At 33.6% G+C, this 14067-nt stretch carries 10 protein-coding genes and 2 pseudogenes; 5 read left to right on the top strand and 7 right to left on the bottom strand.

Translation table 11 applies throughout. The features are described 5' to 3' along the window. Positions 1-111: 111 nt before the first annotated feature. The 6 genes and pseudogenes from gatA to ABWU28_RS06860 all read right to left on the bottom strand — a co-directional run bounded on the left by gatA (position 112) and on the right by ABWU28_RS06860 (position 7085). Complete coding sequence (gene gatA, locus ABWU28_RS06885; RefSeq protein ID WP_254229927.1) at positions 112-1578, bottom strand: Asp-tRNA(Asn)/Glu-tRNA(Gln) amidotransferase subunit GatA; 1467 nt, start codon at positions 1576-1578, stop codon at positions 112-114. Positions 1579-1763: 185 nt separating this feature from the next. After that, on the bottom strand, positions 1764-4136 hold the full coding sequence (gyrB, locus tag ABWU28_RS06880) for a DNA topoisomerase (ATP-hydrolyzing) subunit B (protein WP_052264704.1): 2373 nt from the start codon (positions 4134-4136) through the stop codon (positions 1764-1766). Between the two features lie 221 nt (positions 4137-4357). Then, positions 4358-5260 carry a hypothetical protein gene (locus ABWU28_RS06875; protein WP_353275196.1) on the bottom strand — a complete coding sequence of 301 codons (903 nt, stop codon included), beginning with the start codon at positions 5258-5260 and terminating at the stop codon, positions 4358-4360. 255 nt (positions 5261-5515) lie between these two features. Next, positions 5516-5934 (bottom strand): annotated as a pseudogene (tnpA, locus tag ABWU28_RS06870) (IS200/IS605 family transposase). 15 nt (positions 5935-5949) lie between these two features. Continuing rightward, positions 5950-6141 carry a hypothetical protein gene (locus ABWU28_RS06865; protein ID WP_353275195.1) on the bottom strand — a complete coding sequence of 64 codons (192 nt, stop codon included), beginning with the start codon at positions 6139-6141 and terminating at the stop codon, positions 5950-5952. A gap of 77 nt (positions 6142-6218) precedes the next feature. After that, the gene (locus tag ABWU28_RS06860) at positions 6219-7085 is read right to left on the bottom strand and encodes an ankyrin repeat domain-containing protein (RefSeq protein WP_019236893.1); all 867 of its coding nucleotides are present in this window, start codon (positions 7083-7085) and stop codon (positions 6219-6221) included. Positions 7086-7317: 232 nt separating this feature from the next. On the opposite strand from ABWU28_RS06860, the gene ABWU28_RS06855 reads away from it, so the two are divergent. The 5 genes and pseudogenes from ABWU28_RS06855 (at position 7318) to plsY (ending at position 12182) form a co-directional block, all read left to right on the top strand. Further along, positions 7318-8001: a phosphatidylserine decarboxylase gene (locus ABWU28_RS06855; protein ID WP_353275194.1), complete on the top strand. Its 684-nt coding sequence runs from the start codon at positions 7318-7320 to the stop codon at positions 7999-8001. Beyond that, positions 7998-8783, top strand: a complete 786-nt coding sequence (locus tag ABWU28_RS06850; RefSeq protein ID WP_015588307.1) for a CDP-alcohol phosphatidyltransferase family protein — start codon at positions 7998-8000, stop codon at positions 8781-8783. The genes ABWU28_RS06855 and ABWU28_RS06850 overlap by 4 nt, the downstream gene beginning before the upstream one ends. Before the next feature lie 8 nt (positions 8784-8791). Next, positions 8792-10125, top strand: a pseudogene (locus ABWU28_RS06845) (alanine/glycine:cation symporter family protein). Positions 10126-10127: 2 nt separating this feature from the next. Then, positions 10128-11594, top strand: a complete 1467-nt coding sequence (locus tag ABWU28_RS06840; protein WP_353275193.1) for an alanine/glycine:cation symporter family protein — start codon at positions 10128-10130, stop codon at positions 11592-11594. A 9-nt stretch (positions 11595-11603) separates the two neighbouring features. Then, positions 11604-12182: a glycerol-3-phosphate 1-O-acyltransferase PlsY gene (gene plsY / locus ABWU28_RS06835; RefSeq protein WP_410541994.1), complete on the top strand. Its 579-nt coding sequence runs from the start codon at positions 11604-11606 to the stop codon at positions 12180-12182. On the opposite strand, the gene ABWU28_RS06830 is transcribed toward plsY, so the two are convergent. After that, positions 12177-14060, bottom strand: a complete 1884-nt coding sequence (locus tag ABWU28_RS06830; protein ID WP_353275192.1) for a hypothetical protein — start codon at positions 14058-14060, stop codon at positions 12177-12179. The two genes, plsY and ABWU28_RS06830, sit on opposite strands and share 6 nt — an antisense overlap. Positions 14061-14067: the final 7 nt, after the last annotated feature.

Here is a 14067-nt window from a genome sequence, read left to right as displayed (position 1 = left end):
TGTAGATATTTATGTGTGCCTTTGATGGTCTGTTATTTAGCTGTAAAAATCAAGCTCTTGTTTCCTATAGCCAAAATAATCATAATGCTATAGTTACTATAAGAAAACATATTACGTAAGGGAATTAACTATTCTGCCACAATTTTGCTCTATCACACTTGCCATATTTAATATTCCAGCTTCATCGTAATAATTTCCAATTACTTGCAAAGCAAGTGGTAAGCCTTCATTGGAAAGTCCAACAGGAACAGAAATAGCAGGTAACCCCGCTAAGCTTGCCGGCACGGTAAACACATCATTGATGCACATAATTAGCGGGTCTGGCTTTTCATTTAAGCCAAAAGCTTCTGTTGGAGCAGATGGCACAAGTATGTAATCTATTTTTTCAAACGCTTTTATAAAATCATTTCTAATTAATGCCCTAATGCACTGTGCTTTTTCATAATACTCATTGTAATGACCTGAAGAAAGCGCATAAGCACCAATTAAAATTCTCCTTTTCACTTCTTTACCAAAACCTTCTGCTCTTGTTAGCGAATACATTTCTTCAAGGGTATCAGCATCAACCCTGAATCCGTAACGTACACCATCATAGCGAGCAAGGTTAGATGAAGTTTCAGCAGAACAAATTAGATAGTAAACCGGTATCGCATATTTAGTATGAGGCAGAGTAATGTCAACAACTTCAGCACCATTTTCTTTTAAATTGGAAGAAACTTTTTCCCAATGATGAACGATTTCTTCTGAAATTCCATCCATCTTATACTCTTTTGGTATACCAATGCGCTTACCCTTAATATCACCATTTATAAAACTGGAAAATTTAGGCACTGTCCTTTTGCTCGATGTTGAATCTTTTTCATCATAGCCACAAATTATTTCAAGCATTAATGCTGAATCAGAAACGGAACGAGTAATTACTCCTGCTTGATCGAGAGAACTTGCAAACGCAATCATACCAAAACGCGAACACCTTCCATAAGTTGGCTTTATTCCAACAACTCCACAATAAGCTGCTGGTTGGCGTACAGAACCACCAGTATCACTTCCTAGTGCTCCAGCACATAAAAACCCAGCAACTGATGCTGCAGATCCACCAGATGATCCACCAGGAACAACTTTTTCTCCGTCACTTTTTCTAATCCATACATTTTTAACAGGACCAAAATAGCTGTTTGTGTTCGCAGAACCCATAGCAAACTCATCCATGTTAAGTTTACCAAGCATGGCTGCTCCATTTTTTAAAAGCAAGTTAGATACCGTAGATTCATAAGTAGGGATGAAATTTTCCAGCATTTTTGAGCATGCTGTTGTTTTTATTCCTTTTGTACAGAATAAATCTTTAACACCAACTGGTATGCCCATAAGTGGTGAAATATTATCTTTTTGTTTCAAGAAGTATTCATCTGCTATTTTAGCAGCTTTTATCGCGATTTCTGGGGTTTTTGTTACAAATGCATTTAGTTGCTCATTTTCAACTGCATTAACATGCGTCTCTACAAGCTCAACAGCAGAAAAATCCCCCCGCCTTAGTCCATCATGCATCTCTGTAATAGTGAGCCTTCTCAATTCATTCATTAATATTCAATTTAGCAAGGTGTTAATTATAACAACAATAGGGCAGAAAATCTATATATTTATGATCGAAAACGGAAATACAACCGAGATCAATTCAGATTTCTGAAATGGATTGGTTAGTAGTACGTTTTAAATAGCCGGTTTGGCACACAATGCTAAGCCATAAGGGTTTAGCGTTTCTAAAATCAAATATCAACATCATGCACGTTAAGTGCATTGTTATTTATAAAGTCACGACGTGGTTCAACTATATCACCCATTAACACCGAAAATATACTATCTGCTTCTTCACAATCTTTTATTTCAACTTTTAACAGAGTTCTAGTTTCTGGATTGAGTGTAGTTTCCCAAAGCTGATCAGCATTCATTTCACCAAGGCCTTTAAATCTCTGCAGAGTTAAACCTTTTTTACCATAATCCATCACTATTTTTGCGAGTGCACTTGGAGACTTTATTTTTATTTCAGTTTCTTGCGACTGTAAAAATGAATCACCATTAAATAAGTCAATTATGTTATCAAGAGAACTCAATATATTCCGTATTTCTTTACTTTCAAGCATACTAAGCGAGAATACATATTTGTCTGCTAACCCTTGAAACAATTTAGCAATGTGAATTTCCTCATCTTTTACTTCTACTTCCCAATTATATTCACTATACATCAATTTTAAATATTTTAATATCTCATCAGCAGACAATAGAGCATTCTTTTTGCTTAAAATTAGCAATGATTCTAAGAGATCTTTTGGTATTTCCCTATCATAATTTTTGCTAATGTTTGAAATACTGAGGCACTTATTCAAAACGAAACGCAAATCTTTGCCTACACCATTTAATGTTAATCTTTTAATCGCTGAATTTACTATATACTCTTCAAAAGTTTCATCATCTTTGATATAAGTATCTTTAGCATTTTTTGTAACTTTATAGAGCGGTGGCTGCGCTATGTATAAATACCCTTTCTCAATTACTTCACGCATATGTCTAAAAAAGAAAGTTAGAATCAAAGTTCTTATATGCGAGCCATCAACGTCTGCGTCTGTCATAATGATAATTTTATGATACCTAGTTTTTTCAATATCGAAGTGCTCACTCCCTATTCCAGCCCCAATTGCCGTGATCAGAGAGCCAATTTCTGCAGATGAAAAAATACGATCCAGCCCTGCACGTTCTACGTTTAGAATTTTCCCTCTTAAAGCAAGTACCGCCTGTGTTTTACGATTACGTCCCTGCTTTGCAGTACCACCTGCGGAATTACCCTCTACTATAAACAATTCCGATAACTCAGGAACTTTTTCCTGACAATCGGCAAGCTTTCCCGGTAGAGTTGCAATATTAATATTGTTTTTATTTTTAACTAACTCTCGTGCTTTTCTTGCGGCTTCTCTTCCTTTTGCTGACCTAATCGCTCTTTCTACTATACTTGCTGCTAACTTGGGGTCAGTTTCAAGTATTGTACTCAACTTGTCAAAAACTATGCTCTCTACAACTGCCCGCGCTTCAGAACTGACCAATTTATCTTTTGTCTGTGAAGAAAATTTAGGATCAGGCATCTTGAGAGATAAAACACAAGTTAAGCCTTCTCTAACATCTTCTCCAGTCAAATTCACTTTTGCCTTCTTCAAAAAACCTTCATTGTTTGCATAGTTATTGATACATCTGGTTAGTGCAGATCTAAACCCTGCCAAATGCGTACCACCATCCCGTTGTCTTATATTATTTGTGAAGCATAGCATATTCTCATAGTAGGAATCATTCCACTCCATTGATATTTCTACACTGGTACCTAGATCTTTTACATTATCTCTAATGCTGGCAATTTTAGTAACATGTGTCTTATTCTTGTCTAAGTACCGTACAAAATTAGCTGTACCAAAATTATCTTCAGACTCTTTACTATCGTTAAAATGAGACTCTACATGTGGTTTATTACGGAGATCACGCAAAATGATCTCAATATTTGAGTTTAAAAATGCCAATTCTCTGATGCGACTCTCAAGAGTGGAGTAACTAAAATCAATACTACTAAAAGTCCCCGTTGATGGCATAAACGTTACTCTAGTTCCTCTTTTATTTGTGTTTTCATTAATTATCTTTAAAGATTCAATAGACTCACCATCTTCAAAGCGCATAAAATGTTCTTTTTTATTGCGCCAGATGGTTAATTCCAGCCAACTTGATAATGCATTCACAACTGAAATTCCAACACCATGTAATCCTCCGGAAACCTTATAGGTATTGCTGTCAAATTTACCTCCTGCATGCAATTGGGTCATTATTACTTCTGCTGCCGATATTCCTTCCTCTGGATGAATGTCTGTTGGAATGCCACGACCGTTGTCGGTTACAGAAACTGAACCATCTTCATTTATGCTAACTTCAATCTTACTACAATAACCAGCTAAAGACTCATCTATCGCATTATCAACAACCTCATACACCATATGGTGCAAGCCTGATCCATCATCAGTGTCACCAATATACATACCTGGACGCTTTCTTACAGCATCAAGACCTCTTAGGATTTTTATTGCGTCGGCGTTGTAGTTACTTTCCATGGAATTGCTTTATTTATAAATATTAATTAATATTACATTTGTATGTGCTGATTAGCAACATCTTTAAGTTGAGAGAAGGATCCTTGACATGTAGATAAAACATAACATATCACCTACACGAAGTGGTTTTACATGTTATTTCAATACATAAACTTAAGTTCAAATAATCATACAAAACTCTGCTTCATATTTTAAAATAAATGGCGACAATCAAATACAATTTACCTTCTCCTTTCAATTGGACTTTCTAGCTCAACACAGGATAAGTTGCTCATACACTCTTCTAATATTTCATTCTTTTTATCATTGTTTAATCTATTGCTGAACTCTTGACACCTTCTCTCAAGAGCTGAATGCGTAGTCATAATATACCTTACTGTTTCAGATGATAACTCTGGTAACTCGCTACGGATCCTTTCTTGTTCTGTTCCAGAGAAATTGGTGAAATTGGCTCTGGCCATTTCAGGGAATTTTTGTGTGATCGTTTCTTTTATCATTTCTCTAGCCTCTTCTCCATCGAGTGTAATAACCACTGATAGATGTAAGCCAGATAAAGACTCAAATAATTTATTGTATGTTCCACCTGCACAACTTTGACCTTGATTACCATAAGTTGTTGCAGCGTCTACAAGACCTTTTACAAACATATCCTTTCTATTTTTTATGCCTGCATCACTCAAAGGAATTCTTTGATTCTCTGTTCCTGTATTTCTATCATTGCAGGCTTTCCAACATAAAATAGCTGCTTGCTTTAATGTTAACTTACTATGATTGTCTTTAAAATTATCTCCTGTTCTATTGATAAATCTTAAGCATTCAAGTGCATGAGATTTATCGCCTTCTGTAAATTCATTTGATTGTTTGATGTACTCTTCAATGTCGGTTGTGTTGCCTCTATTTAGCTGTACATAGAATTCATCTTTGCTTAAATTCTCTTTATACTTTTCTATGAGTCTATCAACACTCAAGTTTATACTAGCAACTGCACTTGGGTCATGAGTAGTTTGTGCCATAAAAGGAATGGCTGCTAAATCTTGAAAGAAAATAGGCCTTTCTTCCTCTGGAATTTGTTGTATTAAATAGTTAAACTGCTGTATTTCTTCAATGAGTGATTTGTTTAGCAAACATAAGCACAATATAGGCAGTACCAAAAGCACACAGGAATTAATAATGTGTATAATTAAAAAAATGCTTAATGTTATTCTAATAACATTTTTTGGCCACGCTGATAATCTTTTTTCATTTTCCCTTGGTTTGAAAAAATAATTTACTAATGATAAATACAAAGAGAGCTGTACAAGAAGAAAAAATGAAGGAATCATACTTACTATTCAACCACTATGGATTAAAATCCAAAGATTGAGAGAGAGCATAGAATGCTAACTTTCGACTTGAAAGTCACCAAATTTATCTTCTTTTTTAGAGTGATTTTCAATATAATTTTTTATCATTTCGTCAGTTACATTTCCGCTAGTCCTGACAAAGTAGCCTACTGCCCACAACCCAGTATCTCTTTTTTAGCTCTGGAAAGTTTTGCTGGATTTTTCTGGAACTTTTTCCTTTTATTAACTGCACTAACTTACTAATACTTAAGTATGGGGGTACAGAAACGTATACGTGTACATGACTTGACGCAACTCTACCTCTGATAATTTCTACTTGATTATTTGCACATACTTCTTGTACAACTTCTTTAGCTTTCTTTCCAATATCTCCAACTAGTACTGGATATCGATATTTTGTTATCCACACTATGTGATATATATACAGAGTGACTGCTTTTTCTATAATATTCCACATTCTTTCAGATTTTTCACCTTAAAATTATATTCTTAAAAGGATGGACTTCAAGTCCAGGGTTTTTCTCCCAAATTTGGGACAATAAAACTATATTAATGAATCTTTTAATTTTATTAGTGTTGTTGTAAGCATTTTGCACTCTTTCTATTAAAGCCTGTACTCTATTTCTATTTTGCTGTTGATTATTATTTTGACCTGCAAACATAACACACACCCTATTCTAACATTAATATGTCATGCTATAGAAAGAATGTAAATAAAGCAAGGAATTTAGAGCTGCTTTTATTTTTGTTTGATTGGGGATACCACTTCTATACTTTCCGCTCCATCTAAGGTACTATTTGGTTTTTCTACAGTAATCTTGGGAGTTACTTTATTCTCGATATCTGCTCCATATGAGCTAAGTACTTCAATGGCCTTTTCATTCCCACTATTGAGTGCAATATCCAAGGCATCCATTCCAGCTTTATTTTTGTGATTGATAAAATTCTTCAACCGATCTCTACCAAAGCTTTCTATATATTGTTTAATGATGAGTTCCACTACTTTTCCAGGACAATTATTAGCAGCAGGAAAAAGTATTGTGTTGTTATTATTATCTTTTTTCGTTATGTCTGCTTTGAGTTTATTTATCAAATACTCGATAACTTCTACTCTGCTATCATCCTTTGCTTCAGTGCATTGCCTAATAGCTAAAAATAAAGCTGTACGCCCATTATTATCAATATCTTCAATATTCTGTCCCTTGTCAACTAAGGCTTGTATTACACTTTTATTTCCATATAAAGTAGCAAGGTGAAAAGGTGTATGTCCTTCAGTGCTTTCTCTTTCATCAATTGACGCACCATTGCTAGCTAGCAATTCTATAAACTCTGGCGTGTTTGCAAAAATTGCAAGGTGCATTGGTGTTAAGTCATCTTTGCCATGATTTCCAGTTTTTGCGTTAACGTTTGCTCCGTTATTTATCAGCAATTTCGCTATTTCAAACTGCTTATACCCGATAGCAATATGTAGTGGTGTACGATTACGTTCATAATTATCATTGACATTTGCACCAAACTTTATTAGCAGCTCTGTAGCTTCAATATCACCCATCCGAATTGCAGAGTATAAGGAAGGAGATTCATCTTTTTCTATTTCCCCTGTCATACGAAATTAAGAACACAACAATTCATATATTATTAAGAATTATTATTAAGTTTTTATTAAAATAATATTAACAATAGCTAAGAAATTAAATTTTCATTAAAAATTAATCTCTATCAATGGTTATATAAGCAAATGTTTATATAACCATTCCAAAAGTGAAGAAGTGAAAAAAAGCTTTTCATGAGAAATTATAAATGATAAATTGTTAATAATGAATTATCGAGAATAAATTATGTGCTTTGGTTTACCTAACATAAACAGAGAAGGTTATTTATTTATAGTTGTTTCCTTTATCGTAACATGTATAGCATTCTCTATATCTTGGGGAGCTGGAATTACTTGCTTATTTCCAACGTTATTATGTACCTATTTTTTTCGTGATCCAGCAAGAGCTGTACCAAACAATAAGGACTTTATATTAAGTCCTGCTGATGGTGTAATTTCAAAGATAGAAGAAGTTAGTTACTCTTTATCAGAAGAGAATGAAGAAGAAAAGAAGTTTACGCTTGTTAGCATATTTCTAAGCGTTTTGAATGTCCATGTGAATCGTATACCAATATCTGGTACGATAAAGGCAATGAGCTACAAGAAAGGCAAGTTTGTTTCTGCAATGAGTAATAGGTCCAGTAATGAAAATGAAAAGCAGATTATTGTGATTGAATATGAAAAGGGAAAAGAAATCATTGTGGAACAAATAGCTGGATTTATTGCACGCCGCATTGTTTGTAATTTGAGGACATCTCAGAGCGTAAAAGCAGGTGAAAGATTTGGAATTATAAGATTTGGTAGCAGAGTAAATATTTATATTCCTATTGGTATAGAAGTAAGAGTTTCAGAAGGACAAACTGTTATTGGTGGTGAAACAATTATAGCAGATTTTAATAAACAAGAAAAGCTTACTTTTGATGTTATATGAATAACGATGAAAGTAACAGTAAATTTTTACCTATTACCAAGTTATTCCCAAACTTTATAACTTTATTAGGTTTATGTGCTGGCCTTACTTCACTTAAATTCACATTTAATGAACAATGGGAATTTTCAGCAATTTTTATTATCATTGCAGCAATAATAGATGGAATGGACGGCAGGATAGCCAGAATTTTAAAATCAACCAGCGATTTTGGAGCACAACTCGATTCTTTTGCAGATTTTCTAAATTTTGGTTCAGCACCTGCTTTTCTTTTATATTTTTGGAAGTTAAATGAAATTAAAGTTGTAGGATGGATTTTAGTAATGATATATGTAATCTGCATATCAATAAGACTTGCAAGATTCAATGTTTCGCTACATTTAGAGCAATTATACTGGAAAAAATTTTTCTTTTCTGGTGTTCCAGCCCCTGTATGCGCTTTACTTGTTCTGTTTCCAATAATTATTACCTTTCAATCTCATGAAAGTGAATATCTACTTCTTATAGAGCAATTTTTTAACGTAAAGAATACAGCTTGTTACTTTTTGACCATCTCATTTTTTTCGATAAGTCATATTCCAACTTTCTCTGCAAAATACATTTATGTCCCTAAAAGTTTATCCTATATATTTGTGTCATTTTTTGGAATATTGATCATATTTTTTATAAGTAAGCCCTGGATAACACTACCAATTTTAGGTGTAGTTTATATCTTGACTATTCCAATAAGTATCGGACTTTATATACATTACGCATATAAAACTAGTCAGCTACATAAAAAATAGTGAGCAGCATGATTATAAAAGTAACTGATCTATTAAACTCTTTTTTATATATAAAGATATTCAACATACCATTTATAATTATTTGGGTAATTGCAACTGGGGTTTTTTGTACGATTCGATTCAAATTCATTAACTTTAGGTTGTTCAAATATGGAATACAAACACTATTCAACCTAGAGAGCCATAATAATAACGGCATAATCACCCACATTCAGGCATTTGCAACGGTAATTTCAGGAACAGTTGGTCTTGGAACAATATCAGGAGTTGCAATAGCTATTACAATAGGGGGACCAAGTGCAGTTTTTTGGATGATAATTACCGGGGTACTTGGCATGTCAATAAAATTTGCTGAAGTAGTGCTTGCATTTACTCATCGCTCTGAAAACACAACTGGTGGGGCTTTTTATTATATGGAACATGGACTTGCAAAGATTGGATTTATGAAGACTGGCAAATTCCTTGCATTTATCTACGCAGTTATGCTGCTTGTTGCAATGATTCTAGGCGGCATACCATTTCAGGCAAATCAAATTGCAGCGTTGTCAAGTAACTTATTTGAATACAACACATCTGTTATTATCTCGCTATTTGTATTAATTGTAATACTGGGAGGAATAAAGCGAATTGCTTTAGTTGCAACAGGTTTAGGGCCGATCATGATAATGTTATATATAGGCATGTGTATATATTTAATCTGTGTAAACGGAAATAATCTACTGAATGCTCTATCTATAATATTTCAAGATATCTTTAACAAATCAGCTATAGGAGGTGGAGTATTGAGTGGATTAATAGCAGGGGTAAGAAGGTCAGTGTTTGCTAATGAAGCAGGTACTGGAACAGCAGCTATAGCACATTCGATTGTAAAAGAGAAAGACCCAGTTAAAGTTGGAAGTGTTGCAATGATTGCACCATTTGTAGACACAATATTAGTCTCATTTTTGACTGGTATTGTGATAATTATCACCGATATGCATATCACTAATACCGTAGGTGATATTACGTTAGTTAGCTCAGCATTTTCAACAGCCTTACCTTTATTTAGCAAGCTAGCTCTTCCGCTGATAATGTTTTCCTTTGCATTTTCCACAATAATAGCTTACTATTACTACTGTGAAGTTGCCCTAGTGTACTTATTTGGTAACAAAAAAGTACTGATATTGTTTCAGTTTTTTATAGTGGGTTCAGTGTATATCAGCTGTATATCAAAAAATATAGAATTTATATCTTATTTAGGTGATAGCCTGTTTATGTGCCTTATGATTCCAAATGCTGTTGCGATATATCTACTGAGAAGGGAAGTCTTAATACAATAGATTCTTATTACAAAAGGTATTAAACATGATTTATAGAATGCTTTATATAGTGTTATTTTGCCTACCATTTAATGATGTATACGCTGCTTCAGTTTTTCATAAAAGTTATGACACTGCATTAAATGGAGTAAGCAACTTCATGAATGAAGTGTTGTTTTTCAAGATCTTTCATGTACCATTTATAATTCTTTTATTGGCCTTTGGTTATATATTTCTAACACTACGTTTTAGATTTCTCAACATAAGGATGTTTAAGCATGCGTTCGCTATTTTATGTGGAAAATATGACACAGATCATCATGATGGTCACATTACGCATTTTCAGGCATTTGTAACCGCGCTATCAAGCACAGTAGGTCTTGGAACTGTTGCTGGTGTTGCAATTGCAATTTCAATGGGAGGGCCAGGAGCGGTACCTTGGATGATGATCACAGGCTTTTTTGGTATGTCTGCAAAGTTTGCTGAAGTAACTTTAGCATTCAGACACAGAACAGAAGGCCAGGAGCAGTTATTCAGTGGTCCCTTTCAATATATAAGAAATGGACTAGAGGAATTTGGATTTAAGAAGCTTGGTATTGTGATAGCTGCAATATATGCAGTGTTTTTTGTATTGTCAGGTCTTGGTGGAAGTGTAGCATTTCAGACTAACCAAATGGTTTCAATATTATCTGGCTATTCAAATTGGATAGATGGTCATCCTTGGTTTCTCTCTTCCATAATTTCTACGTTACTTGCTCTGGTAATTATCGGTGGAATAAGGAGAATAGCTAGAGTATCTTCTGCACTAGTTCCTATTATGTCACTCATATATATTTTGAGCTGTGTCACAATCATTGCATTCAATATTCACAATTTTAGCAATACATTGAAAATATTGTTTTCCAGTATGATAGACTTCAATGCTGTTGGTGGAGGAGTAGTAGGAACATTTGTCGCTGGGATTCAAAGGGCAATTTTTGCCAGTGAAGCAGGTGTTGGTTCTGCTGCAATTACTCACGCTGTAGCTAAAGATGAGGAGCCAGTTAGAACTGGGCTGGTTGCGATGATAGAACCATGCTTTGATACAATGTTAATTTGTTGCTTGACAGGAATAACAATAGTAATAACAGGTGCATATCAGACCGGCATTGGCGAGGGAATATTGATCACCCAAAAAGCATTTGAAACAGTTTCTTCTTGGTTTCCTATACTTTTAACCATCGCTGCACCTTTGTTTGCATTTTCCTCAGTAATTTCATTTGTATATTGTTGTGAAATGGGATGGCTGTATTTGTTTGGTGTAAAAAGTGTAGTAGTATATCGTATAGCGGTGGTAGTAGTTGCATTTTTGTCAGGTTTGTCTAAAGATATAATGGCTATTGCTAATATTGGTGGGGCTTTATTTTCTTGTTTAGCACTCATCAATATGACAGCACTTATACTGTTTAGCAATCAAATTAACAATGAAGTCCAATGTTATCTAAAAAGGCTAAGGAATAATAAAATTAGCTAGATTTCTGCTATGATAGAGATATTTGTAGTCTTTGTATTATCTTACATATTAGGTTCAATACCGTTTAGCTTAATTATTGCAAAAATAAATGATATAAATTTAAGAGAAGTAGGTTCAGGGAACATTGGCGCTACAAATGTTGCAAGGACAGGAAATAAATTTCTTGCTGCTATTGCGTTATTTCTGGATACCTCTAAAGGGTTTATCGCAGTTTATACAGCACAACAATTTTGTGATAATAACGATTTTTATATATATGTATCTGCAATTTTAGCAGTTCTAGGGCATATCTTTCCTATTTGGCTAAGGTTCAATGGAGGAAAGGGAATTGCAACAACTTTGGGAGTTTTGATAGCACTTAACATTTCTATATCATTAGCATTTGTATTTGTCTGGCTAATAGTATTTTTTATCTTTCGGTACTCCTCTCTTGCTTCCTTGGCTGCTACTGCAGCAGCTGTTATAGCATCTTTCTTTTTTCAAAAGGAGTTATTCCTTATACTACTCACTGTAGCGATATTAATTTTCTTGAAGCATTACAAAAATATTGCAAATCTTCTGCAAGGCAAAGAGCATAAGTTTTTATAAGCGATTAGATGTTAAATCACTGACACTTAAACTACGAGATAAACTGCTTGATGGTATTATTTTATCTTCTTTATTTAAGATTGTAATTTTTACTCTTGTTATACTCTCTACTTCTTGAGGTATTAAAAATTCATCTTCAATGAATCTTTGCTTCACTTCTTGTATTTTTTCATAAAGTGTGGTTACATTGCGCTTATTTTGATTATAAATATCTTCAATCTCTATCTCTAGCCTGTGTGAAGCTTCTTTTTTTAACATGTTATTTATCACTGCTTCTGTTATTGCTAGCTTTTCTTGCAGAATTTTCTTTATTTCTTCTTTATCGTCTCTGCTATTTTTACTCAGTTCCGTGTATACCCTATAACACCTTTTCTCTAGTGGTAACGTTCTTAAACTATCTAACATTCTGGCCACTTGACCCTTAATAGTCTTCTTGGCTTTCAATTTTAATTCTTTTACTTCTTCTTTTATTATTTTGCTAGCTATTCTCTTAGCTTCAGTTAAAGATGAGTCCTTGAGAAAAAAATCTGTTCTAAGTAAATTTTGGTTTAAAAGCTCCAAAAAGACTTTTCCTTTGATGTTTTCGAGTTGATCGTCTAAACCATCCCCCTGTAGTTTATTTGTTATGTGCTGAGACAGCGCAAAGTGCTCTAATTTATTTAACTTTACAGAGTTAATATTTTTCATTAACGTCAGCACAATTTGTTCACTATATTGAGAAGTAAAACTCAGTAAATTTCTCATTAAGGAAATACTTACTTCTGCAATAAAATCATCAACTATTTTTTGACTTTTATCATCTTCATAATTATTTTGGGCGTTATACCAAGCCCTAAGAATTTCTTTACTGTTCTTCTTATTTTTTAGCCTGTCTAACATAAACTTACGTGCTTCATTTTCTGCTTCTGTAAGGAGCATTTGTCTAGGTGGTGTAAATTTAATCTCTGGATCGGAATGAATACCCTCTAATGTACTTAACATTCTGTAGATAACACCAGTAAAACATGTGTTAGGAATTCGTTCTTTTCTAGAGAAAGTTTGGCTATCTAGTAAATTTGCAATCAACGCGTCTTTTTTATTTTTTACAGCTTCTCTATCTCCATCATTGCAGGCTCTAAGAACTAACAGAAGAATTTGTCCACCAGTGAAGCCAGAGCTATGTTTCTCATTACCTTTGCAAAAATCTTGCAAAAACATTACTAATTTTCCCTTATTCTCATTACTAAATGGTTGGCCATCAAGCATATGTAAGTGATTTATATATTCAATAAATTCTTTAAATCCCTCATTATTAATAGTGTCTTCAGATACTTGTTCAGTATATTTATCTTTTAATTTGTCAATATTTTTAATGATATCATTATTTAATTGATGGGGTAGTAAATGTTCAAGCTTAATATCAAAGCTATTGACTAGCCCACGTGAGTTTTCTTTTATGCCTTCTAAAAAGAAACTAATAGCAGCTTTGAGTAACGTAAATGGATTAAAATCCTTTGGCCTTAATTCACTTTGTAATAGAATTAAAACCATTGCAAGTGGTATTGTTGCAAGTAACGAAACGAGCAGAAAAGTAGTTGTAAAGGTTAGATATGTTACAGAAGCAAAAAATAAAAGGAAAGATGCTATTTTAATTTTATTTTTCTCAAAAAATATTTCCCCATATTCCTTTTTACTTATTTTTTCCTGCTTTGCAGCTTTTATGTCTTTATAAACGTAAAAAGTTTTTATTTCAGATCTAAAAAACAATGTGGCAAAAGATAAAAAGACATTGGCAGGATTAACTAAAATGCTTAAAGAAACAAAAGCTGCGAAGTAACTTGCTGTCTTTAATCTGTAAGAATCCTTTCCAGGAAATTGTATTTGGGAAATACCTATCATAGCCTAC

This window comes from Wolbachia endosymbiont (group B) of Pilophorus perplexus, from assembly GCF_964028155.1.
In the GTDB taxonomy this organism is placed as follows: domain Bacteria; phylum Pseudomonadota; class Alphaproteobacteria; order Rickettsiales; family Anaplasmataceae; genus Wolbachia.
This window is presented reverse-complemented; position numbering and strand designations above follow the sequence as displayed.

What these genes read in the sequence shown, in the direction of transcription:
- ABWU28_RS06830 (WP_353275192.1), bottom strand. Translation starts at nt 14,060, where the DNA reads ATGATAGGTATTTCCCAAATACAATTTCCTGGAAAGGATTCTTACAGA.
- plsY (WP_410541994.1), top strand. Translation starts at nt 11,604, where the DNA reads ATGATAGAGATATTTGTAGTCTTTGTATTATCTTACATATTAGGTTCA.
- ABWU28_RS06860 (WP_019236893.1), bottom strand. Translation starts at nt 7,085, where the DNA reads ATGACAGGGGAAATAGAAAAAGATGAATCTCCTTCCTTATACTCTGCA.
- ABWU28_RS06850 (WP_015588307.1), top strand. Translation starts at nt 7,998, where the DNA reads ATGAATAACGATGAAAGTAACAGTAAATTTTTACCTATTACCAAGTTA.
- ABWU28_RS06840 (WP_353275193.1), top strand. Translation starts at nt 10,128, where the DNA reads ATGATTTATAGAATGCTTTATATAGTGTTATTTTGCCTACCATTTAAT.
- gyrB (WP_052264704.1), bottom strand. Translation starts at nt 4,136, where the DNA reads ATGGAAAGTAACTACAACGCCGACGCAATAAAAATCCTAAGAGGTCTT.
- ABWU28_RS06855 (WP_353275194.1), top strand. Translation starts at nt 7,318, where the DNA reads ATGTGCTTTGGTTTACCTAACATAAACAGAGAAGGTTATTTATTTATA.
- gatA (WP_254229927.1), bottom strand. Translation starts at nt 1,578, where the DNA reads ATGAATGAATTGAGAAGGCTCACTATTACAGAGATGCATGATGGACTA.
- ABWU28_RS06865 (WP_353275195.1), bottom strand. Translation starts at nt 6,141, where the DNA reads ATGTTTGCAGGTCAAAATAATAATCAACAGCAAAATAGAAATAGAGTA.